Annotated in this window: 26 protein-coding genes; 11 read left to right on the forward strand and 15 right to left on the reverse strand. The window is 50.2% G+C overall.

Annotation, left to right across the window (positions count from 1 at the left end; all coding sequences use genetic code 11):
* Positions 1 to 197: 197 nt before the first annotated feature.
* From BFW38_RS09680 to rpoE, 4 genes are all read right to left on the reverse strand, one after another.
* Positions 198 to 662: a SoxR reducing system RseC family protein gene (locus BFW38_RS09680; RefSeq protein WP_084004572.1), complete on the reverse strand. Its 465-nt coding sequence runs from the start codon at positions 660 to 662 to the stop codon at positions 198 to 200.
* 80 nt (positions 663 to 742) lie between these two features.
* Positions 743 to 1,798, reverse strand: coding sequence for a MucB/RseB C-terminal domain-containing protein (locus BFW38_RS09685; RefSeq protein ID WP_175400961.1), 1,056 nt, complete (start codon positions 1,796 to 1,798; stop codon positions 743 to 745).
* A 54-nt stretch (positions 1,799 to 1,852) separates the two neighbouring features.
* On the reverse strand, positions 1,853 to 2,575 hold the full coding sequence (locus BFW38_RS09690; RefSeq protein WP_068998275.1) for a sigma-E factor negative regulatory protein: 723 nt from the start codon (positions 2,573 to 2,575) through the stop codon (positions 1,853 to 1,855).
* A 229-nt stretch (positions 2,576 to 2,804) separates the two neighbouring features.
* Positions 2,805 to 3,407, reverse strand: a complete 603-nt coding sequence (gene rpoE / locus BFW38_RS09695) for an RNA polymerase sigma factor RpoE (protein ID WP_068998277.1) — start codon at positions 3,405 to 3,407, stop codon at positions 2,805 to 2,807.
* 539 nt (positions 3,408 to 3,946) lie between these two features.
* Between rpoE and nadB the strand changes: the two genes are divergently transcribed.
* Positions 3,947 to 5,557, forward strand: a complete 1,611-nt coding sequence (nadB, locus tag BFW38_RS09700) for an L-aspartate oxidase (protein WP_068998279.1) — start codon at positions 3,947 to 3,949, stop codon at positions 5,555 to 5,557.
* Between the two features lie 42 nt (positions 5,558 to 5,599).
* On the opposite strand, the gene BFW38_RS09705 is transcribed toward nadB, so the two are convergent.
* Both BFW38_RS09705 and BFW38_RS09710 read right to left on the reverse strand, forming a co-directional pair.
* Positions 5,600 to 6,028 (reverse strand): hypothetical protein, encoded by a 429-nt coding sequence (locus tag BFW38_RS09705; RefSeq protein WP_068998281.1) that lies wholly within the window; start codon positions 6,026 to 6,028, stop codon positions 5,600 to 5,602.
* Positions 5,988 to 6,278: an FAD assembly factor SdhE gene (locus BFW38_RS09710; protein ID WP_068998283.1), complete on the reverse strand. Its 291-nt coding sequence runs from the start codon at positions 6,276 to 6,278 to the stop codon at positions 5,988 to 5,990. Before BFW38_RS09710 ends, BFW38_RS09705 begins: the two co-directional genes overlap by 41 nt.
* 443 nt (positions 6,279 to 6,721) lie before the next feature.
* Here BFW38_RS09710 and BFW38_RS09715 point away from each other — a divergent pair, with 443 nt between their 5' ends.
* From BFW38_RS09715 to lapB, 3 genes are all read left to right on the forward strand, one after another.
* The gene (locus BFW38_RS09715; protein WP_068998285.1) at positions 6,722 to 7,015 is read left to right on the forward strand and encodes an integration host factor subunit beta; all 294 of its coding nucleotides are present in this window, start codon (positions 6,722 to 6,724) and stop codon (positions 7,013 to 7,015) included.
* A gap of 71 nt (positions 7,016 to 7,086) precedes the next feature.
* A complete protein-coding gene (locus BFW38_RS09720; protein ID WP_068998287.1) occupies positions 7,087 to 7,449 on the forward strand; it encodes a lipopolysaccharide assembly protein LapA domain-containing protein in 363 nt (120 codons plus the stop codon).
* A 9-nt stretch (positions 7,450 to 7,458) separates the two neighbouring features.
* Positions 7,459 to 8,631, forward strand: coding sequence for a lipopolysaccharide assembly protein LapB (gene lapB / locus BFW38_RS09725; RefSeq protein ID WP_068998289.1), 1,173 nt, complete (start codon positions 7,459 to 7,461; stop codon positions 8,629 to 8,631).
* Positions 8,632 to 8,706: 75 nt separating this feature from the next.
* On the opposite strand, the gene pyrF is transcribed toward lapB, so the two are convergent.
* A complete protein-coding gene (pyrF, locus tag BFW38_RS09730; RefSeq protein ID WP_068998291.1) occupies positions 8,707 to 9,399 on the reverse strand; it encodes an orotidine-5'-phosphate decarboxylase in 693 nt (230 codons plus the stop codon).
* A gap of 278 nt (positions 9,400 to 9,677) precedes the next feature.
* On the opposite strand from pyrF, the gene BFW38_RS09735 reads away from it, so the two are divergent.
* Positions 9,678 to 10,055: a ComEA family DNA-binding protein gene (locus tag BFW38_RS09735; protein WP_084004574.1), complete on the forward strand. Its 378-nt coding sequence runs from the start codon at positions 9,678 to 9,680 to the stop codon at positions 10,053 to 10,055.
* A gap of 76 nt (positions 10,056 to 10,131) precedes the next feature.
* Here the strand turns inward: BFW38_RS09735 and BFW38_RS09740 are convergent, their stop codons facing one another.
* Positions 10,132 to 10,893 carry an SDR family oxidoreductase gene (locus BFW38_RS09740; protein ID WP_068998293.1) on the reverse strand — a complete coding sequence of 254 codons (762 nt, stop codon included), beginning with the start codon at positions 10,891 to 10,893 and terminating at the stop codon, positions 10,132 to 10,134.
* 319 nt (positions 10,894 to 11,212) lie between these two features.
* Here BFW38_RS09740 and BFW38_RS09745 point away from each other — a divergent pair, with 319 nt between their 5' ends.
* From BFW38_RS09745 to groL, 3 genes are all read left to right on the forward strand, one after another.
* On the forward strand, positions 11,213 to 11,662 hold the full coding sequence (locus BFW38_RS09745) for an FxsA family protein (protein WP_068998295.1): 450 nt from the start codon (positions 11,213 to 11,215) through the stop codon (positions 11,660 to 11,662).
* A 216-nt stretch (positions 11,663 to 11,878) separates the two neighbouring features.
* Positions 11,879 to 12,166 (forward strand): co-chaperone GroES, encoded by a 288-nt coding sequence (locus tag BFW38_RS09750; RefSeq protein WP_068998297.1) that lies wholly within the window; start codon positions 11,879 to 11,881, stop codon positions 12,164 to 12,166.
* Between the two features lie 72 nt (positions 12,167 to 12,238).
* The gene (gene groL, locus BFW38_RS09755; protein ID WP_068998299.1) at positions 12,239 to 13,885 is read left to right on the forward strand and encodes a chaperonin GroEL; all 1,647 of its coding nucleotides are present in this window, start codon (positions 12,239 to 12,241) and stop codon (positions 13,883 to 13,885) included.
* Positions 13,886 to 14,081: 196 nt separating this feature from the next.
* On the opposite strand, the gene BFW38_RS09760 is transcribed toward groL, so the two are convergent.
* The 7 genes from BFW38_RS09760 to BFW38_RS09790 all read right to left on the reverse strand — a co-directional run bounded on the left by BFW38_RS09760 (position 14,082) and on the right by BFW38_RS09790 (position 22,440).
* Complete coding sequence (locus tag BFW38_RS09760; protein WP_068998301.1) at positions 14,082 to 15,107, reverse strand: histone deacetylase family protein; 1,026 nt, start codon at positions 15,105 to 15,107, stop codon at positions 14,082 to 14,084.
* 140 nt (positions 15,108 to 15,247) lie between these two features.
* The gene (locus BFW38_RS09765; protein ID WP_084004575.1) at positions 15,248 to 16,219 is read right to left on the reverse strand and encodes a 2-hydroxyacid dehydrogenase; all 972 of its coding nucleotides are present in this window, start codon (positions 16,217 to 16,219) and stop codon (positions 15,248 to 15,250) included.
* 46 nt (positions 16,220 to 16,265) lie between these two features.
* A complete protein-coding gene (locus BFW38_RS09770; protein ID WP_068998303.1) occupies positions 16,266 to 17,912 on the reverse strand; it encodes an ABC transporter ATP-binding protein in 1,647 nt (548 codons plus the stop codon).
* A 21-nt stretch (positions 17,913 to 17,933) separates the two neighbouring features.
* The gene (locus BFW38_RS09775; RefSeq protein WP_245686131.1) at positions 17,934 to 18,785 is read right to left on the reverse strand and encodes an ABC transporter permease; all 852 of its coding nucleotides are present in this window, start codon (positions 18,783 to 18,785) and stop codon (positions 17,934 to 17,936) included.
* Positions 18,782 to 19,759: an ABC transporter permease gene (locus BFW38_RS09780; RefSeq protein WP_068998304.1), complete on the reverse strand. Its 978-nt coding sequence runs from the start codon at positions 19,757 to 19,759 to the stop codon at positions 18,782 to 18,784. The genes BFW38_RS09775 and BFW38_RS09780 overlap by 4 nt, the downstream gene beginning before the upstream one ends.
* Positions 19,760 to 19,851: 92 nt before the next feature.
* A complete protein-coding gene (locus BFW38_RS09785) occupies positions 19,852 to 21,408 on the reverse strand; it encodes an ABC transporter substrate-binding protein (protein ID WP_068998306.1) in 1,557 nt (518 codons plus the stop codon).
* Between the two features lie 249 nt (positions 21,409 to 21,657).
* Positions 21,658 to 22,440, reverse strand: a complete 783-nt coding sequence (locus BFW38_RS09790) for a class II aldolase/adducin family protein (RefSeq protein ID WP_068998308.1) — start codon at positions 22,438 to 22,440, stop codon at positions 21,658 to 21,660.
* A 246-nt stretch (positions 22,441 to 22,686) separates the two neighbouring features.
* Here BFW38_RS09790 and BFW38_RS09795 point away from each other — a divergent pair, with 246 nt between their 5' ends.
* The 3 genes from BFW38_RS09795 (at position 22,687) to BFW38_RS09805 (ending at position 26,177) form a co-directional block, all read left to right on the forward strand.
* A complete protein-coding gene (locus BFW38_RS09795) occupies positions 22,687 to 23,397 on the forward strand; it encodes a GntR family transcriptional regulator (protein WP_069000368.1) in 711 nt (236 codons plus the stop codon).
* A 120-nt stretch (positions 23,398 to 23,517) separates the two neighbouring features.
* Positions 23,518 to 24,981: an NAD-dependent succinate-semialdehyde dehydrogenase gene (locus BFW38_RS09800; RefSeq protein WP_068998310.1), complete on the forward strand. Its 1,464-nt coding sequence runs from the start codon at positions 23,518 to 23,520 to the stop codon at positions 24,979 to 24,981.
* Entirely contained in the window at positions 24,981 to 26,177 is a 1,197-nt protein-coding gene (locus BFW38_RS09805; protein WP_175400962.1) for an isocitrate/isopropylmalate dehydrogenase family protein, read from the forward strand. The genes BFW38_RS09800 and BFW38_RS09805 overlap by 1 nt, the downstream gene beginning before the upstream one ends.
* Positions 26,178 to 26,394: the final 217 nt, after the last annotated feature.

Below are 26,394 nucleotides of genomic sequence, written 5' to 3' on the forward strand. Positions count from 1 at the left end.
GCCATGTCTTCTCTTTACGTTAAGCAGCCAAAAACATTCGAGGCTCAAAAAAGCCATCAATACGACAAAAGCAGGAGAAGAAAGAAGGAGAGGGAGAAAAAGACTCGCTAGAAAGCGCTTAAAGCAGAAAGCAGAAAGCAGAAAGCAGAAAGCAGAAACACAAAAGTCACTTATGGGGAGACACAGGACAATGCCCCTTAATGGGCACGAGGGAAAACACGATGGATATAGGGAGACTTCAGGACCGGTCGACGCCACCAAGAAATCATCCACAAAGCCACAGCCAGTCCAACAAAAGCCAATAAGGCAACAAGAGAATCTGCCGCACCACAATACTCTGCAAGCATTGCAAAGAACACCATACTCAGCAATGGCAACACAAACTGCAACGCAGAAGCTTGCACAAAGTGACTGCCGGACACACCCAGCTCGACCATATCCCCAGGCATGAGTTGATCAAAGAGAAGATGATCAACAGATTCATTTCGCACTAACGCAATTTCAGCACGCTGTCGACCAGCCCAACGGGCTAAAACACCCTGCCCACAGGTACTCGACAACTGGCACTGTGCGCATCCTGTTGCCAAGCAAGGCTTAACCCAAACGGTATCGCCACTCATACGAACGACTTCCGCACGCTGCCATAAGGTCCCGTCCATCATGCCCTCCCTACACGATCCACATCATCAACCGTCTGTCATGATGGGATAATCGCATCGATCAATATCAAGGACCACCAACCTCAAGGCTGAGCCGACTCGTGGGGCGCTTCACGACCAGCCTCCCAACTTTGCAAAATACGATGAGCACTCGTTGCCGGCAATTCACCGACCAAGGTCATCGCTAAAGCACCATCGGCATTCACAATAGTACGCACCAAGGCCACGCTCGCCCCAACCTGATGCACGCCCTTAATTAAAGGCGCTTGACGTGCGGGTTCAAAAAAGACACTAAAAGCCCCTAAACCATCCGAGTAAAATGCACGCAACGCACGCCGCCGGGCATCCAGCTGAACAGGCTCCAGATGTTGTAGATAAAACCCATCAGGCAGCCAACCAAAATGACCATGCAATGACTCAGGCAACACTCGTTTAGTCGTTCGATGAGTGGTTAACGATTCACTTGATGACCCACCAGGCGCACTTGATGGTCCTGAAGACTGCAAAGGCTCGACAGGCGGGTGTCGGTCTCGATTAGCCGCGGCGGTCATCGTCACTTCAGCAAATTCATAAGATTCTAAAGCGTGTTGCAGAGAGTCCGTAATCGCTTTGCGAAGAATGACTCCAGTCTCACGATCCGCACACATTTCGCGTCCCCAGCGCCAGGTATCTAGCGGCTGAATCGACACACAACGAGTCAAGCGGCCGGCAATACGCCGATCATTGATCGGCATGACACGGTAGTCATCTTGCCATTGACGAATCGCAGTTTGACGTAACCCCGCAGCCAATTGCCGATCCAAGTCCAACGCTGGCAAGGGTTCACCTTCCACCAGGCCAGAAACATGAGCCTCATCCGCAATACGCCAACCTCGAGGACGCCCGCTTAAAAAATCAAGCGCATCATGCCAGCCATCATGTGATTGACGATGAGAAACTTGGACAGTTTCAACGACAGTTCCCCGCTGATAAACCAAAACACCTTCTAACTCATAACGACGTGTTGAAGCCGCCGATTGCGACAACCAGTCAGGCACTGCCGCAATAGATTCAGAAGAAGCGGCTAAAGCTGAAGATTGAGTCGTATCAGCAAATACTCCGCCACTCACTCCAGCCGCCACACATGAGGTCATCAGCATGAGCGCATGATACACAAAGCGAAAAGACCTGCCCTGCCCATGGCGGCCCATAGATTAACGCTCCAATGCAGAAGTTTGATGCAGGCTAGAAACCCGTAACAATGGCAATAATCCCTGACGCGTACCGACAGCAGACATTTCAGCGTGATGCAACAGGTACGGATTCAGTAACCCTTGATTGACCAAGGGTTGCATCGGTGTTTGAGCAGGCTGGCTCACGCGTAAAATATTCCCCGACGACACAGCGGCAGGATAAGCTGCTACTGGCGAACTATAGCGAGAGCTCAAAGACATCGCCGGGGAAGGCACTGCGATAGACTCAGATACGGGCTGAATATCAGCAGTACGCCGGCCTGCCGTGGACGGTACCACTGCAGCGACACCGTCGCCAACATTCTCTTCACCCGGAAAAGCATTATAAAGCTGCACACCACTGACAACAGCAACCGCAACGGAGGCGGCCAAAGCCCCACTACGCATCCACTGTCGCCACTCAGGGTGCCGAGCAGCACTGCGCTTAGCCGCCTCAGAGAGGGCTGCAGATTGGCCATAAGTGTCTTCGTCTTCTAATGCCGCCATGACACCAGCAGAAATATCACAACCCCAATCAATAGAAGACGTCTCTCGACGCAATACGGCTTGCGCCAGATGATAACGTCGCCATGTTTGCGCCACTTCTGGCGATGCTTCAACCGCACGCATCAAACGTGGCAAATCCAGATCATCGGCCTCATCATCCATCAAACTTGACAGTGACTGACGCACTTGCTCTGACATACCCCTGACCTCTCACACTTAGGCTTTCTTATCACGAGAAATCGTGACCCAAGAAAACACTGCTCGCTCAAATTCGACTTCTGCCCGCCCTATCCGAAACTCCAGATATCCTCTGGCATCACTGATATGACAGCCCTACTGAGAAATGGTTTTATGATAGCCCTGTATTTTTTAATGATTTTGCTCAAGAACAAAAGCCAAAACATCATCAAGGCATTTCGCATTTCACTTAATCTTCTATCACCGCTGATTGCTCAGACATCGCGGGCATCACTACCTTATCGATCGCTTCTCGCGCCCTAAAAATACGCGAGCGCACAGTCCCCACCGGACAATCCATCACCTGAGCAATATCCTCATAACTCATACCATCGAATTCTCGCAAACTAATGGCTGTTCGTAAGTCATCAGGCAGCTGTTCAATCACGTTATAAATGGCTGACTCCAGCTCATCACGCATCAAGTTAGCTTCAGGTGTATCACCATCTTTCATCGCCAGGGCGTAGCTATAGTTTTCGGCATCATCCACATCAATATCTGACCCTGGCGGACGCCGGCCGCGTGCCACCAAGTGATTTTTTGCCGTATTAATCGCAATACGATACATCCAAGTATAAAAAGCACTTTCTGCCCGGAAGCGCGGAAGTGCTCGATACGCCTTAATAAACGCTTCTTGCGCTACATCTTGCACCTCAGAGTGGTCCTGTATGTAGCGGCTGATCAATGCAATGATTTTGTGCTGGTATTTTTTCACCAGCAAATCAAAAGCACGTTTATCTCCCTGCTGGACACGTTCGACCAGGCGTTGGTCGGTCTCCTTCGCAGTCGTCATCTGGGACTCCCGTCAACATGCGGGGTTCCGCATGGGGTTGGCGTGGTTTACCAGGTGTCACAACCTCTTGTGGGTCGTTTCCCGAAGTGGCCACATGATTTCTGATGATAGATTACCATGTCATAGGAAGATCATGACACTTTGACAGTGGCTCTTTTTTATCCAGCATTCACATCATACGACAGCGCCATCGTGGTGTATCGCCCCCCAGTAACACACGAAAAACAATCAATAAAGGCATGTCCAATAGTCGAGAGCATGACCCACAAATGTGCATGACCAATCAGGCGTGCATAGACACATCAAGATCAATAAAGTTCCCACCTGATAGCAAACTGATTCCGGCCTCTCCGTTTGAAACAACGCTTTTGTGTTAAATGGTCGTGTTGCCAACAACAATATTCGCCATATTAAAGATTCATATTCTGGCGCCATGACATAAGAGTAGCGCCACGCATTGGAGATAGTTTTGTCAGAAAGCCAACAGCGGAATAGAATCGGTAACACAGCATAAATCATAGGCCAACGGCAGGAATCCCATGAGCCAACACTTTCAACATGATGTTCTGGTTATTGGCGGCGGCGCAGCGGGTATGACCGTCGCCTTGGAACTAGCAGAAACAGGACGCATCGCCCTACTCTGCAAGGGCAAGTTAGGAGAAGGCTCGACACGTTGGGCCCAAGGTGGCATAGCCGCAGTACTGGACGATCAGGACACGGTTGCCGCCCATGTTGCTGATACGCTAGTCACAGGCGCAGGTCTTTGCCATGAAGACACCACAGAGTTTGTGGTCAAAAATAGTCGCGAAAGCATTGAATGGCTGATCGAGCAAGGGGTGCCGTTTACTCCGAACGATGAAGCTCAAACACAAGAACGGCTACCCTACCACCTCACGCGTGAGGGCGGACATAGCCACCGAAGGATCATTCATGCCGATGATGCGACAGGTTTGGCGGTTGCCACCACATTAACCGATAAAGTCCGCAAGCACCCCAATATCGATATTTTTGAATCCAGAATGGCGATTGACCTCATCACCCGCCATAAGCTCCGACTGGCAGAACAGGCCTGCGTAGGAGCTTACGTCTTAAATGTCGAAGATGGTCATATTGAAGTGTTCGGCGCCCCTCAAGTGGTTCTCGCCACAGGAGGCGCCAGCAAGGTCTATCTTTACACATCGAATCCTGATGGCAGCTCTGGTGATGGCATTGCAATGGCCTGGCGCGCAGGTTGCCGGGTGGCTAATCTGGAGTTCAACCAGTTCCACCCCACTTGCTTATTCCACTCCAAAGCTAAAACTTTCTTAATCAGTGAAGCACTGCGTGGTGAAGGGGCTTATTTAACATTGCCTAATGGCCAACGCTTTATGCATCGCTTTGATGACCGTGCAGAGCTGGCACCACGCGATATAGTGGCACGCGCAATCGACCATGAAATGAAACGCCTGGGCTGTGACCATCTTTTCCTCGACATCAGCCATAAGCCGGCGGATTTTATCAAGCAACACTTCCCCACCATCCATGAACGCTGCCTAAAATACGGCATTGATATCACTCAAGAAGCTATTCCGATCGTGCCCGCAGCTCACTATACCTGTGGCGGTATCATGGTCGATGGAGAAACAGCGCAAACGGATATTCACGGTCTTTATGCTATCGGAGAATGTGCGTTTACTGGACTCCATGGCGCCAACCGCATGGCCAGCAACTCCCTATTGGAATGTATCGTGTATGGTCGCGCAGCTGCCGCCAATATTCGCAGTCAACGCCTAGCAACACTTCCAGTACCCACACTGCCAGATTGGGATGAGAGCCAAGTCACCAACTCTGATGAAGATATTGTGATCAGCCATAACTGGGACGAGATCAGGCGATTCATGTGGGATTACGTGGGCATCGTCCGCACCCAAAAACGCCTGGAACGGGCACAGCACCGAATTGACTTATTGCAGCGAGAAATACAAGAGTACTACAGCAACTATAAAGTCAGCGGAGACTTGATTGAATTACGCAATCTCGCCACTGTTGCAGAACTCATTATTCGTTCAGCGCAGCTTCGCCAAGAAAGCCGAGGACTCCATTACATTCTGGACTACCCAGAGACAGCACCCGAGGCCCGGGATACCATATTAACTCCAGCCCGCTGGTAGTCCCCACCCGACACAAGCGACCGCGCCTTTGATGACTCAGGATCAGTTGGGCTGACCCTGAGTCATCAAACGGCATAATGCCGCACGCTCTGCAGGCGCGATCATATCAGGCCAAATCAACACTGTACGCTGACTGAAACCAGCACCAGAGCGGCTCAAATTGAGCCCCAACCAGACAGGACCACGCCAACACACGCGCTTAACACGCACACGCTGACCATTCACGAGCCATAGATGCCACTCACCATCAACCGCACAGTGCAATGCAACCCACTGCTTCTGGGCACCAAGCCCCAAATGATCAACAGTCAACAGAAGACCCCAAACAGCACCACAGACAAAGCCTAAAGTGATGTCCAGCTGGCAAGCCAAATAGGCACTTCCCAGCAGCCCCGCCAATAAGGCGAGAGCATAAGCCTGACGAGCCTGCTTAGAGGCCTTTATACTGATCCAAAGAGCCGCCTTCAGCATGTTCAATAATCATCAGTAAAATACGGCGCCGACCGGGCTCATCGGGCAGGTTGCGGCGCATGAGCCAAGAAAATAAATCCTGGTCCTCCTCTTCCAAAAGATCGCGATAGAGCCCCTGATCTTCTTCTGAAAGACCGTCATAGCGATCACGTAGAAAAGGCACCAACAGCAAATCCAATTCCCACATACCCCGGCGGCTATGCCAATAAAGTCGTTTACGCTGTGGATCCTGTGCTTGTTCTGTTGTCATGTTGAGTCTGGCCTTACGTTCAATGTCAATTACGTTCAGTGCCAAGGGAGCGAAATGTCACACCTCACCTTGATCTTAAACACCTAAAACCTCTAACCTTTTGATATGAAAGAGGCTTTATCCACATATGAGGGTTACCATTATAGCGCCATCATGGCATAAATGATGCCTAGTATAACGACAGGAAGGGAAACCGGTATATGACTCAGACCATAAGGTCATCGTAAAGCATTGTTAAAGTCACGAAATTTTTACACTAACCGCTTGTTTAATGGCGAATTATTGTGTATTCAGGAAAGTCAGTATAAGTTTGACCAGCATTCCTTGAAACAGTTACTTGAAAGCCAGCAGGCACGTTACTCCTTAAGATGCAGTTTGACGTAGTGTGCCACCAAGCCATAGGCCAATATAGGCCCGTTTGATTCAAGTCGTGGAGCCAGGGCATGACCAAGTCGGAACTCATCGAACAGATTGCAATGAAGCAGCCCGAACTAAGTGCCAAGCAAGTCGAGGCCGCCGTAAAGCTGATACTGGAACAGATTACAGACACACTCTCAGAAAAAGGCCGAGTGGAAATCCGTGGGTTTGGTAGTTTTTCCCTTCACTACAGAGAGGCTCGCCAAGGCCGCAACCCCAAAACGGGTGATCCGGTATCACTGGATGGTAAGTTTGTGCCACACTTTAAACCCGGGAAAGAGCTAAGAGAGCAGGTCAATGTCAGCAAAGATGATGAGTAAGAGCACCTGACAAGCGCCGGTTCAATCCGCTACTATCGCATAACCCTTGTCGGTTAATGGCCTTTTGTCTCATGCGAACATTAAAATCATTATTCACACTGCTGCTACTGAGCCTAGTGCTAGTAGCAGGTCTTTGGTTTTCTATTCGAAACCCACAAAGTGTGTCACTGGATCTGATTGCCTTTCAATTACCCCCTATAAGTTTGGCATTGCTACTGATTGTCATGTTGCTGCTGGGGACCTTGTTAGGCGCTATTTTGATGCTACCTTGGATCGCAAGGCTGAAAAAGCGATCGCATAAAATTGAACGTGCTCAAAAGCGTCAGCATGAAGAACTTCATCAATTGAGAACGTTGAACCTCAAAGACTCGACAGCCTTTAAAGATCATTCAACCACTCAAAAAAGCCACTTCCTCAAAGACACCTCAGGCTAGACGAAACGAATGGACGTAATGCTGTACGGACTGCTGCTGATTGCCCTGGCATTAGGCTGGTGGCTCGGTCGCAGAGAACGTTTGCGCCAGCTTCCAGCCGTGCCTGGCAGCGAGCTCAGTCGCGATTATTTTATTGGTTTAAATTACCTGCTGAATGAACAGCCAGACGAAGCGATAGAAACCTTCGTGCGTGCACTTGAGGTCAACTCAGAAACCGTTGATACCCATATCGCACTTGGCAACTTATTTCGAACTCGTGGTGAATCAGATAAAGCTGTCCGAGTCCATCAAAACCTCTTTGCTCGCCCGGCACTCTCGGCAGAACAATCCCGTCGAGTTCAACTAGAGCTGGCACGAGATTTTATGGCCGCCGGGTTACTCGATCGCGCCGAACGCTTACTCCGCGAATTAATTGAACAAAACGGTCCACACACAACGGACAGTCGCGAACTGCTGATGGGCCTTTATGAGCGTGAACGCGAGTGGCAAAGAGCCTTAGCCACCCTATCTCCAAGCATGCTCAAAAATAATCCGCACTTAAGACGGGTTGCCGCCCATTATTGTTGTGAGCTGGGTAGTGAGCTGATGCGTCAACAAGAATTTGCACAGGCAAGAAAACAACTCAAACAAGCCAATGCCTATGACCCACAATGTGTTCGCGCCACGCTTTTAATGAGCCAGCTGGAACTACAAAGTGGTAGCCCACGAGCAGCTTTAAGGATACTTCAGCGCATACCCGAACAAGATCCTGGCATGGTGCCTTTGATGTTGCCGCCATTACGCGATGCCTATGATCTAATGGAGCAACCCGAAGCATTACTGAATCACCTACGACAGCTGTTGCACAAAACACCTTATGCTTCTGTTGCCCTGATGATTGCAGATCGCCTCAGCCAAACCGGTCACTTATCTCAAGCCACGGAAGAATTAGCGAATCAAATGCGTCACCATGTCTCCCTCAAGGGGGTCGATCATCTGATTGAGCTTTATATGCAACAAAGCCGAGGTGAGGAACGAGCTCATTTACTGACACTGCGTCACTTGACCCAGCAACTGTTATCAGGTCGACCAGAACATCAGTGCACAGAATGCGGATTCCAAAGTAAGCAGATGTTCTGGCAATGCCCTAAATGTCGTCACTGGGGAACGGTTCGTCCGATCACCGGGGTAGAAGGTGAATAAAATGGACACTTGCGAGCCATCAAGCCCAAAAAGGATGAGCCCATTCAAAATTCACCTCACACCACCTTTAGTGCTCTACGCCACTTGGAGCTCAGCAATCACTTGCTCAAGCGCCTGTTGGGGGTTGTCAGCACGCGTAATGGGCCGTCCCATCACCAAGTGCGTACTCCCTGCCGTCATCGCCATTGTCGGCGTCATCACCCGTCGCTGATCATCGGCGACCGATTGAGCAGGACGAATACCAGGCGTCACCTTGAGAAACTCAGCCCCAAGTAAATCTGTCAGCATGGAGGCTTCCTGAGCCGAACACACCACACCATCCAAGCCACATTCCTGTGTCAGCATGGCCAACCGCTTCACTTGTTCTTGAGGTGGAATATCCAACCCCACTTCAGCCAAGTCAGCTTGCTCCATACTGGTTAATACCGTGACAGCAATTAATCGTGTATTTAAACGGTGCTGCTGTAAGCGCTCACGAGCGGCTTCCATCATGCGGCGACCACCACTGGCATGCACGTTCACCATCCAGACCCCTTGGTCTGCCGCAGCCAACACCGCTTGTGCACACGTATTTGGAATATCGTGAAATTTTAAATCAAGAAAAACGTCTAGCCCCAGGCGATGAAGGTCCTTCAAAATCTGCGGCCCACTGCGAGTAAACAGCTCTTTGCCCACTTTCACCCGACACAAAGTAGGATCAAGTTGCTCAGCCAAGGCCAAAGCCTCACTGCAGGAAGGAAAATCTAATGCAACAATGACTGGGGACACACCGAACTCCTATTCAAAAGAGACCCAATAAGTGTAACTGACATGTCGCTGCACGAACCCCAATACAGGTAATTCTTCAGATACAGGGAGTGAACATAAGTCACCCTACGATCAATATCATAGGATTACGTTACCTGCACAGATTCCCACAAAAAGTATCTCAAGAGTACTTCCTCAAAGGCATTCAATCCCCGAATAATAGGATCACGACATCGTTATTTTAACGAATTGTCGTCAAAAAGCGTGTTTTTAAATTGAATAGAATGGAAGGGATCGTTATGTCAGGACGACATTGCTTTTTCAAAACACAACACCACCGCTTTGCTCAATTCACCAAAACCTTGTTAACGAGCGTCAGTACAGCGTTGGTTTTATTCATACTCATCGCGCCAGCACAAGCAGCAGAAGTGGCCGATCCATCAACACCAGTCACACAGCCCTCTCTCACACAGCCCTCTACCGAGGCATTGATTAGCCTCAATCAAGCCACATTGGAACAACTGCAACAGATCAAAGGGATTGGCCCGGCCAAGGCTGAAGCCATTGTGCGCTACCGTGAGGGCCAAGGTGCTTTCACAAGCCTAGAGACGTTACAACAAGTCCCTGGCATTGGGCCGGCCTTGCTGGAACGCATGCGACCCTATATCACGCTATAAAATAAATATTCAGATCATCACTTAGTGATGATAAAAAACACCCGGCATTTTAGCCGGGTGTTTTGAGTGGAACTCATTAAATTCTCAGGCCACCGTCACACTCAATGACGCGCCCGGTGAAATAATCATTTTCAATGATAAATCGCACAGATTGCGCAATATGCGTCGGCTGCCCCATATGTCGCAATGGAATGCCAGCACAAATCTTATCCAAAACTTCATCAGGCATCGCGGCCGTCATATCGGTTTCAATAAAACCGGGGGCAACGGCACCCGTTCGAATGCCGTAGCGAGCCAGCTCTTTAGCCCAGGCGACCGCCATCGCCACAACACCGGACTTGGCCGCAGAATAATTCGTTTGCCCCATGTTACCAGCACGCGAGATCGAAGAAATATTAATAATGACGCCGCCTTTACCCGCCGCAGCCATTTTCGCGGCAGCTTCACGCCCACATAAGAAGACACCGGTCAGGTTCACATCGATCACTTGCTGCCAATGCGATAACGACATTTTCTTCTCGACTTGGCCATTTTTAGCCTTCACCAAAAGGCCGTCGCGTGTAATACCCGCGTTATTCACCAAGCCATCTAGCTGACCAAAATCTTCTACAATCTGATCAAAAGTAGACTCAACTTCAGCTTCTTGGGACACATTAGCTAAATAATAGTGACCTTCCGCTCCCTGCTCCTTCAGTAGGTTCAAGGTTTCTTGAAGCTTATCTTCATTAAGATCAATAAGCGCCAAACGAGCACCATGTCCACCCAGCTCCAGCGCCATCGCGCGCCCAAGCCCTTGGCCAGCCCCGGTTATTGCAATCACTGCATCACGTAGTTCCATCAGAGCACCTCGTCTTGTCGATATTGCAACACCCGTTGATTTCAGAAACCCTCGATTCAAGAAACCTCTGGTTCAAGACACTCTTGAGGTTCAAGAAACCCTTGATTCCAGAAATCCGATGTCGCAACCAGGTTAGGTCGACTTCCGATTATGATTGGAAGGAAACATCGATTTGTGCAGTGCAATATAGCGCAGATCAACCTAAACATAAATGAGAAAACGCGAGCGCCAAGAGAATCTGTCAAGTTTTAGGCGTTCCGTGTCTTGAACTCCTTACCAGGAGCCTCCATGTTGGTGAAGACCTCGAAAGGAGACTTGTATGCCTTTGTTGATTTTATTGGTGTGGGCGTTTGCTGAGATCTGGCTACTCATCAAAGTCGGCACCTTAATTGGTTCTTTTAATACGGTACTGCTGTTGATTGCGACGGCAGTGCTAGGTTTGCTGCTGGTCCAACGCGAGTGGCGCAAGCTAGCTGAAGCTATGCAGGGGCAAATGCAGGCGGGTCGCCTACCCTTAGCGCTCTTGTTGGAAAGTGCCACTGTTGGTTTATCCGGGGTATTACTACTTATGCCCGGCTTTATTACTGACTTTTTGGGGTTAGCACTCTTACTGCCTTTAACACGAAAATTACTGACAGGCCCCTTGAAAAAACGTGAGAACTCCCCCAATTACCAGAACACCCAAACAGGTTGGCGAGACTCAAACGAAAAGGGTGCGGGCCGGGGTAATGTCATCGAAGGTGAATATGAGCGAAAAGATGATGAATAACCCCTTGAAAAATATCACAGTGCCCTTATCACTCTGTCACTGGGCCTAATCAGCCTAACTTGATTTCAGAGGGCAGTGCATAGCGCTGCCTTCTTACTGGCAAAGTTTCACAGATGACTGTGAGACTGTTAATAAAAAGTGGCAGGTCAATGACTTGCTCATCAACATAGTACTGAAGATACGAGTACTGAAGACCAAACTGGGAGAGATGCAGCGATGAAGATCCGTCCTCTGCACGATCGCGTTGTCGTTCGTCGTATGGAAGAAGAAACCACCACTCCGGGCGGCATCGTCCTACCGGGCAATGCGCAAGAGAAACCGCAGCAGGGTGAAGTTATCGCAGTGGGTGAAGGCCGCTACGTCGATGGCCAACTGCGCCCCCTGTCGGTTAAGACGGGTGACAAAGTGGTATTTGGTAGCTTTGCAGGCAATACCGTCAAAGTTGACGGGGAAGAGCTGCTAATCATGACCGAAAACGAAATCTTCGGTGTGCTGGAAGGCTAATATCCAACGCCTTTCTCACACTTTGTGATTCCAATCTTCATTTTGCATTAATTGTTAAGACAGGAAACGAACATGGCAGCTAAAGACGTACGTTTCGGTGATTCTGCTCGCAAACGCATGGTCGCCGGTGTGAATACTCTGGCCGACGCCGTTAAAACAACTCTGGGCCCGAAAGGCCGTAACGTTGTACTAGAAAAATCTTTCGGTGCGCCGACAGTCACTAAAGACGGTGTTTCTGTCGCCAAAGAAATCGAACTGCAAGACAAGTTCGAAAACATGGGCGCGCAGATGGTTAAGGAAGTAGCTTCCAAGACTTCTGACGCCGCCGGTGACGGTACGACAACCGCCACAGTTCTGGCTCAAGCCATCGTTAACGAAGGCGTTAAAGGTGTCACTGCGGGCATGAACCCGATGGATCTCAAACGTGGGATTGATCAAGCAGTTGTCGCAGCCGTCGCAAAAGTTAAAGCACTGTCCAAGCCCTGCACCGACAGTAAATCTATCGCTCAGGTCGGCACAATTTCCGCTAATGGCGATAAGCGCATTGGTGAAATTATTGCTGAGGCGATGGAAAAAGTCGGCAAAGAAGGCGTCATCACCGTTGATGAAGGCCGTGGCTTTGAAGATGAGCTGGAAGTCGTTGAAGGCATGCAATTTGATCGCGGCTACCTGTCTCCGTACTTCGTTACTAACCAGGATAATATGTCTGCCGAACTGGAAGACCCCTACATCCTGTTAGTTGACAAGAAGATCTCCAACATCCGTGAGCTGCTGCCGACTCTGGAAGCCGTTGCTAAAAGCAGCAAACCGCTGCTGATCATTGCTGAAGACATCGAAGGCGAAGCCCTGGCGACGTTGGTTGTCAACAGCATGCGCGGTATTGTCAAAGTGGCTGCGGCTAAAGCACCTGGCTTCGGTGATCGTCGTAAAGCCATGATGCAAGACATCGCCATCCTGACTCAGGGTACCGTGATTTCTGAAGAAGTGGGTCTGACCCTAGAGCAAGCGACACTGGATCACCTGGGTACAGCCAAACGTGTTGTGCTGACGAAAGAAAGCACTACCATCATTGATGGCTCAGGTAGCGAAGCTGATATCGAAGCCCGCGTTAAGCAGATCCGCGCTCAAATGGAAGATACTTCTTCTGATTATGACCGTGAAAAACTGCAAGAGCGTCTGGCTAAACTGGCCGGTGGTGTTGCTGTGATCCGAGTCGGTGCAGCTACCGAAGTTGAAATGAAAGAGAAAAAAGCCCGCGTTGAAGATGCACTGCACTCAACACGTGCAGCCGTAGAAGAAGGCGTTGTGCCTGGCGGTGGTACTGCTTTGATCCGTGTCCTGACGATGTTGGGTGAGCTGAGAGGCGAAAACGAAGATCAAAATCACGGTATTACTATCGCACTGCGCGCAATGGAAGCTCCTCTGCGTCAGATCGTCACCAATGCCGGTGAAGAAGCCTCTGTGATCGTAAACAAGATCAAAGATGGTGAAGGTAACTTCGGCTATAACGCTCAGACGGGTGAATACGGCGACCTAGTTGAAATGGGTGTACTGGATCCCGCTAAGGTCACACGTACTGCACTGCAGTCTGCAGCCTCTGTTGGCGCCCTGATGATCACCACCGAGTGCATGGTGGCTGAGCATCCTGAGGAAGATAAAGGTGCTGGTGGTGCTGATATGGGCGGCATGGGTGGAATGGGCGGTATGGGCATGATGTAATGCCTGGCTGCTGATGATGAGCTGAGCATTTAACGCTCATCATCACACCCGATAGATCAAAAGGGGCCTTGATGAATCAAGGCCCCTTTCTTATGTATTTAAGTTCATCAGTATTTAATTTCCAGTATTCGGAACTCAAACGCCTATTCAACGCTTTCTTTTTATGCCCTTACGCCCCTAGCCTATATTACGTGTCTTAATTCCCACGACCTCGCTCAAACCCCGTAAAGAAGCTCACCAAGTTATCGGCTAAACCTTCTAAATAGTAACCGCCTTCCTGCACGACTAAGGTCGGTAAATCAAGCGCCGCGACTTGTTCACCCAAGCGTCCCAGGCCTTCTGTTGTGACAGCCACCTGACTTTGAGGATCCTTTTCATAGATATCAAAGCCCAAGGCCAATACCACAACATCCGCATCAAACAGCTCAATGGCTTTCAAAGCTTCATCCAAGCGTTCAAAAAAAGTCGATTCAGGGGAGCTATGCGGCATGGGTAAGTTCAGGTTATAACCCAGGCCCTCACCTTCACCACGTTCGTCTTCAAACCCACTCACACCTGGGTAGAAGTTCGTCGTATCCCCATGAATAGACACATAGAGCACATCACTGCGGTCATAAAAAATATTCTGCACCCCTTGCCCATGGTGCATATCGGTATCCAACACCACAACTCTCGGAAAACATTGGGTCAAGTGCTGAGCCGCGATCGCCGCATTATTTAAAAAGCAAAAGCCTCCAGCAGTATCTCGAGTGGCATGATGGCCAGGCGGCCGAGCCAACACATAAGCCTCACGATCACCATCCATCAATGCATCAGCACCTGCGATTGCACTTTGTGCCGACCAGTAAGACGCCTGCCAGGTCTGAGCGCCAATCGGTGCACTCCCGTCGGCTAAATAAAATGCAGCCTCAGCCAAAATGCCTTTAAGGGCATTCGGTGAACGCACAAAAATATTGGAAATCACTTCATCACCCCAGTCATCCAGGGCTGCCCAACGCCGATGGGCACTTTCAAAAAAACGGAGATACGGCTGGGTATGGACTGCATTAATCGCCGCCATTCCCGCATCAGGCGGAGAAACCAGTTCAAACTTAAGACGCTTGACCCCCTCCAACAAGCAATCAATACGCGTCGGGATCTCTTGCGGAGTACGCATTTTGCCACGGGAAAAATAAATCTGTGGATGATGTAAACGCTGATCATCATGAAAAAACGTTTTCATAAAGCTCTCCTGATCATTCTTCAGTTGCGTCCGTCACAGTGCACCTAGGCACGGGGGTCACTTTTTGTAATGAATCAAGCCAATCAAATTAAGCGTAGCCGTCACAGCACGCCTTAGGCACAGGCTTACATCACACGGTGTTAATATCCCCGCTGATAATCGACCAGCCCTGGAGGTTGCTCTCCTTGATTCACTCGTATCAATGCTTCATCGACCTGCTTCATGACTTGGGACGCCGTCGGTTCACAAGCGTCATGAGGGGTCACCACGATCCGAGGATGAGCCCAAAACGGATGATCCGAGGGCAGTGGCTCTTGCATAAAAACATCCAGAGAAGCGCCAGATAAGTGCTCTTGATCTAACGCTTTTAGCAGATCGTCTTCCACCAATTGCTCTCCTCGGCCCATGTGAATCAATACTGAGTGTTGAGGCATTTGAGAAAATAAAGCATCGTTCAACATACCCTCAGTCTGCGGCGTCAGAGGTAATAAATTCACCAGAATGTCACTTCTCCGAGTGATCTCATCAAGCCCTTTGTCACCGACTAAACTGAGCGCCCCTTGACTCACATCCTGCCCCGTACGACTCAATACCGCCACGTCATACCCCAACCCCACCAGAGTGTCACTGACCGCACGCCCCATGCAACCCTGGCCCATCACCCCAACACGAACCTCTTGAGGAGCCTGCTTGTCACGTCGATACCACTCATGATCTTGCTGCTGTTGCAAATACTGGCCAAATCCACGGTGATGCCACAGCACATGCCAAGTGACAAAACCCGCCATCATTTGCGCCTGCAGCGCACTAGTGATGCGGATTAAAGGTACCGAATGGGGTAAACTCGGGCAGGCCAAAATCGCATTCACACCGGCCGCAATCGACGACACGAGCTTTAGGTTGGGGTAGGGTTCGAAAGCCTGATCGCTCGGATCCCAAGCCAATGCAAAAGTGACTTTCTTCGGATCCTCAATAGCCTCGGGCAGGCATAACTTAAGCTGAGGGGCCGCCGCTTGTAGAGGCTCAATCAGCATCGTCATAATGGCACGGCTACCAAGTAACACGCCTAACTCGGTATCGGCGCCATGGCGAGTCAAATCCACGGTGCTCATGTCGGCACATACTCCTCGTCAATGACACGTTTTCAATGGCATGTATTCAATAACAGGTATTCAATAACGCCTTATCCATAACATGAGGCGATGATGCTTGCCGCCCAGGAATCGCTTCTAATAATTTGCGGGTATAATCATGCTGTGGGTCGAGAAAAATCTGTTCTACCGGCCCTTGCTCAACAATACGTCCCTTTTGCATCACAATCAGACGATCACAAATTTGCGCAGCCACTCTTAAGTCATGCGTAATAAAAAGCAGCGATAAAGAAAGGGATTGTTTGAGCTCTTCTAATAAAGCGAGCACCTGAGCCTGAATCGACACATCCAAAGCCGACACAGCCTCATCCGCCACAATGAGCTCTGGATTCATCGCCAACGCCCGGGCAATACCAATACGTTGTCGCTGCCCACCTGAAAACTCATGCGGAAAACGATCAGCGGCACAGGCATCAAGCCCGACAGTCTCCAATAGTCGTCGAGCCTGCATGAGCGCTTCGGCCTTATCCGCACCATGAGCAATGGGCCCTTGCGCAATCGCCATCCCAATTCGAATCCGTGGATTGAGTGAGGCATAAGGGTCTTGAAACACCATCTGAATACGCTGACGATGTTCACGCAATGCCTGGCCAGAAAGCTGTTGCAAATCCTCACCTTCCAAGCACATTTGGCCGGAATCAGGGGTATTCAGTCCGACAATGCAGCGTCCCAATGATGACTTACCCGAGCCCGATTCCCCCACAATCCCTAACGTCTCCCCTTTCCCAACATCGAAACTAACCTCATTTAATGCCACAACTTCACGTACCGGTTTAAACCATCCCCCCTTAGAACGGTAGACCTTATTCAATGACTTGACTGACAATAAAGGGGCATGATCTTGCTCATCACGAGATGGCGGTACGGCTTCCCCAGGAATCGCTTCAATCAGTGCTCGGGTATAGTCATGGTGAGGGTGGGCCAAAATATCATCAGTGGGCCCCATTTCGACAATACGTCCTTGGCGCATCACACACACGCGATCGGCAATTTCTGCCACGACACCAAAGTCGTGAGTAATCAACATCACGCCCATACCGCGACGCTGTTGAATATCGTGAATCAATTGAAGGATCTGAGCCTGCGTCGTAACATCCAAGGCGGTTGTGGGCTCATCAGCAATTAACAGTTCGGGCTCCAATGCCAACGCCATCGCAATCATCACCCGCTGTCGCTGCCCTCCAGATAACTCAAAAGGATAAGCGCGAAGACTACTTTGAGGATCGGGGAGTCCAACCTCTTCCAGCAATGAGAGCGCTTTTTGTTGGCGTTCAAGCGGCGTCAATAGACCATGAGCCTCAAACACTTCGGCAATTTGGGCGCCGACTCGCATTAGCGGATTTAATGCCGTCATGGGTTCTTGGAAAATCATCCCAATCCGGCGTCCTCGAATAGCGCGGTGTGCCTGCGGCGTCAGCCTCAAAATGTCATCACTCTGAAATAACGCCCGACCACCTGCTACGCGAATCCCTGGCGGTAGCAATCCCATCACTGCATTGGCCGTCATGGATTTCCCTGAACCTGATTCCCCGACAACGCAGAGGATTTCCCCGGCCCTTAATTCGTAACTGACATTTTCAACCGCATATAACCGGTCGCCCCCTTCAGGTAATGCCAGCGTTAGACGCTCAATCTTAAGTAGAGGCTGTGTCATCACAAAACTCCTGGCGAACGGTTACTGACGTGGACGAGCTAACTGAGGGTTCAATGCATCATCAAGCCCCTCCCCGACCAAATTAAGCGCAAGGACGGTGAGCAAAATGGCCACCCCAGGAATAACGCTCAACCACCAGGCTTGTCGCATCACGGTACGAGCCGCCCCGATCATATAGCCCCAGGACATGGTGTCAGGATCGCCCAACCCGAGAAAGGACAGTGAAGATTCCAGTAAGATCGCGGTTGCGACCATCAAAGAAGCCAGCACGATGATGGGCGACAACGCATTGGGCAGGATTTGTTTAATGATGATATCCCGATGACGCTGGCCGACGAGCAAAGCGGCTTCGACATATTCCCGGCGTTTTAGAGATAAAAACTCACCACGCACTAAGCGCGCCACCGGTGGCCAACTGACGACCGCAATCGCCAACACGATCGACGAGGTACTGGGCTCTAATATCGCCACCAAGACAATGGCCAAAGCAAAATTAGGGATCGTCTGGAAAAACTCAGTTAAACGCATCAACACATCATCAACACGTCCACCAAAATACCCCGCTAAAGCCCCCAGAGGGACACCTATCGACAACGCCACTGCCGTTGAAACAAGGCCAATCAGCAAGGAAACCCAGGCACCATGAGCCAGTCCAGCGGCGACATCACGCCCCATGGTATCGGTTCCGAGAGGAAAGCCTGCAACTTCACCCGGTGCTAAGAACGGGCGTTGCACCATGCGCCAGGGTGATTCGGGATAGAGTAGTGGTGCACAAACCGCCAATAAGAGCACTAATGCTAAAATCAGCAAGCCCACCATCGCACCACGATTCTGAGCAAAACGCGCCATAAAACTGGTCGTCATCGGATTCATGCGGCCTCCTTGATCCGGGGATCGGCCAGCCGATAGACCAGATCAGTTAACAGGTTGAAGATAATCACCAAGAGGGCGCAAAAAAAGAAAATGCCTAATAGAAGGTTATAGTCACGTTGCATCAAAGATTCATACATCAAACGACCAATACCGGGCCAAGCAAAAACGGTTTCGGTCAACACCGCTCCACCCACCATTTGCCCCGCCTGTAACCCCGCAAGGGTGATAATCGGTAATAGCGCATTACGTAGAATATGACGACGCTGAATCACCCCAGGCGCTAATCCTTTAGCATGTGCAGTTTTAACAAAATCCTGCTGAGAGACACTCAACATGGAGGCTCGCGTCATCCGCGTATACACCGCCATGAAAAATAACCCCAACGTCGTGGCCGGCAAAATTAAGTGCTGAGCGACATCCCAGAGATAAGCCAACCCGGTATATTGAGCCCCCACAGTGGTATAGCCATAAGCGGGTAACCAACCCAGAAAAACAGAAAAGACCAACACCGCCATCATGGCCACCCAATACAAGGGCGTGGCATAAAACAATAAAGATAATCCCATGATGATCGAGCCTGATGGCCGCTTAGCCCGCATTGCCGCCATCGTACCGGCCAAAATACCGAACAACAGCGATACCGCGAATGCCGACCCTGTCAGTAACAAAGTGGCGGGCAATCGATCCATCACTAAGTCTAGAACCGGCATTTGCTGACGGTAGGAATAACCAAAATCCAGTGTCAGCACGCCGCCGAGGTAATGCATTAACTGAATAGGCAACGGCTTATCCAGACCAAAACGCTCTCGAAGATCCTCGAGAAACTGCTCATCCGTAGCCCCCGCTTCACCCGCCATCACCGTCGCCGGATCGCCAGGTGCCATATGAATCAAGAAAAAATTTAAAACCAGGATGGCCAGGAGCACGAGCACTGACTTCGCCAGACGAGCCCCAATCAAAGAGAGATATCGCATTACTGTCACTCCACTAGGCGCGTATTCATTCGGTGCGCACTGGGTTCAGTGTGACTGAGTTCAGTGCGCACACTTATGGGCTTATACTCGCGCTATTGCTCGATCCAGGCATTTTTGAAACCATCACTCAAACCAATGCCGGTCGAAATCAAGTCATGTACATTGCAGCGATAAATCGTGGGAAACCCTAATTCCATTAACCAAGCAACAGGCACATCGTCATACAGCTTGTGTTGAATCTGGTGATACAATGCCTGACGCTTATCAGGGTCATTCATACCGGCCGCTTCGGTGAACAATTGGTCCACCTCAGGGTTGCGATAACCTTCAACATTATTCCAGGGCGAACCTTTGGCAATATTGCTGGAGATGTAGGTCCGAGCGATGCCTAAAGCCGGGTCACCGTACTGGAACAGATAGGTAAAGGCGATATCGTAATTCCATTGACTGATACGTTGATTCCAACCTGCCACATCAGTCGCCTCTGTTTCTACGTTAATCCCAACAGCCTCTAAATTCTGGCGAATCGCCTCTCCCCAACGCGTCCAGGTTTCACCATAAGGCATCGGCAGCAAGCGCACAGGCTCCCCGTCATATCCCATTTCATCCAATAGGGCTTTCGCTTTATCAGGATCGTAAGGGTAGCCTTTAATATTCTCATCATGAGCGGCTAATTTGGTTGAAAAGGGCCCTTGAGCGACATTGCCCAAACCATTCCACAACACATTTTTGGCAAAATCCCGATCCATGGCATACATCACCGCCTGACGAAAACGGGCATCACGGGTCGGCCCTTCTCGATTATTCAGCCATAACATGGCAAATGGGTTGAAATACTCATTCCCCTTCTCAGTCATACAACTATTATCAAGACCCGATAAGCGGGGAATATCAAAATTCTCCACAGACCCGGCGGGCATGACATCAAGCGTGCCATTTTCATAAGCCGCCGCTCTAGAGGCCGCATCCGGGATCACATGCCAATAAATGCCATCCAGATATGGCTTGCCTGGCTCATAGTAATCTTCATTTTTTGCCAGTTGAATGACAGAACCTCGATCCCATTTAACAAACTTAAAAGGCCCCGTACCTATTGGCGTATTATTAGCCGGGTTAGAGCGGAAATCGGTCCCTTCATAAATATGCTTCGGCACCATAGGCATGGTGCCCACTTCAAAGGCTTGAATAAAAGGCGGGAAAGGGGCCTTCAGCTGAAACACCACTGTTTGCGGATCAGGGGCCTGTATCGATTTAACATGCTGAAGAATCATGCGGGTGCGAGGATTGGTTTGGCGCAGAAAAACATCTGCAGAAAATACAACATCATCAGCACTAAAAGGCTGGCCATCATGCCACTTAACCCCATCATGAAGATGAAAGGTATAGGTCATACCATCATCACTAATGTCCCAAGACTGAGCGAGCTGTGGCTGAGGTTTAAGGTCAGTCGAGTAACGTAATAGGCCTTCATAAATATTACCGGCAACTCGCTGGGTCGGTGCATTTTGAATCAAACCTAACATTAACCCAGGAGGTTCGGGCTGAATGGCAACGTTAATCATGCCACCCGATTGGGGCGTCTTACCCCATGCGGTTATCGTCAGGCTCGCAGAGGCGACAAGGACCAGTAAGGACCTGGAAAGCTTCATCATGATTCCCCTTCTCTCTTAGCATTGTTGTTCAGGGTCTATTTGTCGTGCGTTCAAGTTCGACGTCTTTCAAGATGTGTCTTTTCGGTCATACATCACAGGCGATTAATCCGCCATTTGGGTTATTATCTTGTGCTGATAAAAGCAGTTCATTGGTTGCGAACAGCGCATTGATTGAGACAATCGCGCATGAAAAACTCAATCACCTGTGCCAACACATTTTCTGTTAGCCAAGCGGTCTCCTCCTCATTACTGATCAAAATCCGGGGCCACTTTTTTGGCTTGGCGTAAAAAGGCAGCCCATTCTGGGTCGGACCCTCCGGCTTCATGCTGCGCTTCCCAGCCTTCATATTGACGAGCGGTAAACTCACATAAGGCCTCATCGGGTTTAATGATCGTGCCCCCCGAAGCCATAATCGCCAACTGGGCCTGACAAGCACGCTCTAAGTTAAACATGCGTCTAAAGGCCTCTCCCACACTACGCCCACAAACCAATAACCCATGATTACGTAGGATCATGACCGGCTTATCGCCAAGATCAGCAATCAAGCGTTGGCGTTCATCCAAACTCAGGGCAATGCCTTCATAATCGTGATAGGCCACCCGGCCATGAAACTCCATCGCCCATTGATTCAGTGATAAGAGCCCTTCTTCCAAGCACGAGACAGCCACACCCGCCACCGTATGAGTGTGTAACACACAAACCACATCGGGCCGTGCACTGTGTACGGCGCTATGAATCGTAAACCCAGCCTGATTAATCCCATGCCCCACAGGATCCGCTAGGACAGTGCCTTCATGAGACACCGTCACCAAATTAGAGGCCGTCACTTCATCAAAGCGATAACCATATGGGTTAAGCAAAAAATGCTCATCATCACCCGGCAAGCGCGCAGAGATATGCGTAAAAATGCTGTCGTCCATACCCATATGAGCGATCAAGCGATAAGCCGCCGCCAGGTCTTTCCTGATCGTCTCAGCAATCTCATGCCGAGCATCGTCGGCTTTTGATGATGGCGTCATACTGCTCATGGTGGCCCCCTATTATTGTATTGTGAGTGTTTCAGCAATCGGCCTCATTACACCTCAATGCACCTCAATGCACCTCAATGCATACCGTCCCAATGCACTTTATGTATACACTCAATATCTAGGAAAACAAAAAACTGTCGACAGTCGACATATATAAAAAAAACGCTATTCTAATAAAAAATCAAGGATGAATTTTAAAGCGCTTACCCATGCACAAAGATGCATCATTTTCAGGACATTTGCACCATGAAAGGATCCACAAAAGAATTAGCGCCAATTCAACAACTTGACCTTGTTAGCGAGATTGCCAGCCTCGTGACTAAAGCACTATTAAAGGGCGAATATTTGCCTGACGAACATTTAGCAGAAGCTCAACTGGCAAGAAGCTTGAATGTCAGCAGAGCGCCTGTTAGAGAAGCATTACGTTTGCTTGAAAGTCGGGGACTCGTGATTTCAAAACCGAGAAGAGGTTTTTTTGTCAGACAAATTACAGCGAAGGATCTAGATGATATTTACGGCCTTCGTATCGGTATTGAACGTCATGTCATTCGCGAATTAGCAACCCGATTCACACCTGAAATGATGAAATCACTTCATCATCAAATCGATAAAATGCGTGAAGTTGCACTTATAGAGTCACCAGAACTACAAGTTGAAGAAGACCTTAATTTTCACCGAATGCTTTGTGTTTTTTGTGATAACAAACGGCTCCTTAGAGTATTTGATGAACTCACACATGAACTAAGATTTAGTCTTTTTATGATGGGTGACCTTTATGCTGAGCCGATTCAATTAGCAGAAACGCACCTGCCCATCATTGAGGCATTAATGTCAGCCGACCCTGACCGCTGCCAAGAAGCCATTGAATATCACATCGGTGTTGCCAGAGCTCATGTCGTGCACCTGTTTTCACCACAAGACGATCACACGATCTCTGACACACACCCCTCAAAGTAAAACGCTTTCGAGTCAACCAGTCAGACTTTTTCCCACCAGACTCTTGATACTACCGACGAACCGTCGCAGTGTGTGGGGTAGATAAAATTCATGACGCTCAAAGAGACGAGGAGAAATGCAATGTCCAAGACACAGCTGCAAGATACCCAACTCTTTCGTGAACAATGCTATTTGGCTGGTGCTTGGGCCTCAGCTGACAGCGGTGAAACCCTCGAAGTCACCAACCCGGCCAATGGTGATGTATTGGGTCACGTACCCGTAATGGGTAAAGCCGAAACCACCCGCGCCATTGAGTCAGCCCATGAAGCCTTTCAACTCTGGCGACAAACAACGGCAAGTGAGCGCAGCGATATCTTGCGACGATGGTATGAATTAATGATGGCGCATCAGGACGACCTCGGCCGACTGATGACCTTGGAGCAAGGGAAACCACTGCCTGAAGCGAAAGGCGAGATTGCCTATGCGGCTTCTTTTTTGAAATGGTTTGCTGAAGAAGCCCCTCGCGCCTATGGCGATACGATCCCAGGCAGCAAAGCCGATCAACACATTCTAGTCATTAAGCAACCTGTAGGCGTCTCCGCCGCCATTACCCCCTGGAATTTCCCCGCCGCGATGATCACGCGCAAAGCCGGTGCCGCCTTAGCTGCGGGTTGCCCCATGGTCGTCAAACCGGCTTCTGAAACCCCTTTCTCAGCCTTAGCTCTGGCTGAGCTGGCTGAACGGGCAGGCGTTCCTCAAGGGGTATTAAGCGTTTTAACCGGTAAATCATCTGAGATTGGTGAAGCCATGACTCACCATCCCAAGGTACGCAAGATCAGCTTTACAGGCTCAACCGAAGTGGGCCGTATTCTGATGCGACAAAGTGCTGAAAATATCCAGAAAATCTCACTGGAGCTGGGCGGAAACGCGCCTTTCATTGTGTTTGATGATGCCGATCTGGATAAAGCCGTTGAAGGAGCAATCGCCGCCAAGTTCCGTAATACCGGGCAAACCTGTGTATGCGTCAACCGCTTTATTGTGCAAGAAGGTGTTTACGAAACGTTTATGACTAAACTAAAACACGCGATGGAAGCGCAGTTGGTCACAGGCGACGGTTTCGAGTCAGGCGTCAATCAAGCGGCACTGATTAATACGGCCGCTGTCGACAAGGTTCGTGAACACTTAGAGGATGCCTTAAGTAAAGGCGCTAAACTGTTAACGGGGGGCGAGCCTCACCCCTTGGGTGGACACTATGTGACACCGACACTCTTGGCTGAGATCACCTCAGACATGCGGATCGCTAAAGAGGAAACCTTTGGCCCCTTGACCGGCGCAATCCGTTTCCGGACAGAGGAAGAAGCCATTGAAATTGCCAACGATACACCTTTTGGTCTGGCCGCTTATTTTTACAGCCAGAACATCCATCGTGTTTGGCGAGTGGCCGAAGGGCTAGAAAGCGGAATGATCGGGATCAACGAAGGGCTGATCTCCAATGTCGCCGCCCCTTTTGGTGGCGTTAAAGCATCTGGGCTTGGCCGCGAAGGCTCGAAATACGGTATGGACGAATATATGGAAACCAAATATCTCTGTATGGGAGGCGCCTAATGGCCAATCAAGGTATTCGCCGCAGCTGGCGGATCGCAGTACTACCCGGTGATGGCATCGGCTCCGAAGTTGTCGGGGCCACACTGCCGCTACTTCGTCATGCCAGCCAAATGGCAGGGCTGGATCTAAACTGGGACATGCTGCCTTGGCCCAGTACCGCTTGGCATGAAGACAATGGCCAAATGATGCCCGATGATGCACTGGCGCAGCTCAGTCAATATGATGCCATGCTTATGGGGGCCCTGGGTGACCCAGGCCCAACATCCAACCCTAACCGCTACCTGCTCTCTGATGGTGTTTCTTTATCGCCACTACTGACACTACGCAAAGGGTTTGATCTATGGGCTTGTGAGCGTCCGGCTCAATTATTAGAAGGCGCTCATCAGTACCTTGCTGATGACCGGGCGCGCGACGTCGACATGCTGGTCATTCGGGAAAACAGTGAAGGTGAGTATGTCAATCAAGGCGGCCGCCTTCACCGAGGCACGCCGCGGGAAACCGCCACCCAGCTCGAAGTGTTTACACGCGCAGCGACAGAGCGCTTGCTCAGGCATGCCTTCGAAAGTGCTCAACGTCGAGCCGCGGAACGCAAAGAGAAAGGACAGACTCGACACTTTAAACGACTGGATGGATCTCATGCCACGTCTCAGGTCTGCTTAATCACCAAACGCAATGCATTGCCGGAATGGGGTGAGCTCTATACCGAAGTATTCGAACAATTGAGCCAGCGCTACCCCGATGTCGCGATCCATCACGAACTCATCGATGCGGCCTGCATGAAGTTTGTACAGGCCCCCTGGCAGTTTGATGTAGTGGCGGCCAGCAACCTGCAAGGGGATATCCTGACCGACCTAGCGGCCATTTTATCAGGCGGAATGGGCGTAGCCCCTTCCTGTAATCTGAAGCCGGATGATCGCAGCGTGCCACCGCTTTTCGAGCCCACTCACGGTAGCGCCCCAGATATTGCCGGTCAGCATTTAGCCGATCCCACAGCGATGATCTTAACCGCGGCGATGATGTTGGATTGGATGGGCGTAGAAGACCCGGCGGCAAGTGATGCTGCCGAACATCTACGTCGTGCGACAGAAGCCAGTCTCAAAGCGCGTAATGAAGGCAGCACTTTGACAGGCACCGATAATATCAGTCAGCACATTGAACATTTTCTAGCGCAGCGTCAGGAAGCCCTCACGCCCTGAGAACCCGATTAGAAAGGGAAAATCGCTAGCGATCACGATAGCTCAGTGGTCTGATGACAATATCTATAACGCCATGTCATCACGAGTACGATGAATGCCCCAGGTCAATCACGACCACGGGATAGACAAGCCGTCATTCACATGAACCTAGGCGCAAATCGCCTGAGTGTCACCTCTAGCCCTTGTGATCTCACGAGGGCTAGCAACAAAAGGCAGT

The sequence above is a fragment of the Terasakiispira papahanaumokuakeensis genome, from assembly GCF_001709345.1.
Lineage (GTDB): Bacteria > Pseudomonadota > Gammaproteobacteria > Pseudomonadales > Halomonadaceae > Terasakiispira > Terasakiispira papahanaumokuakeensis.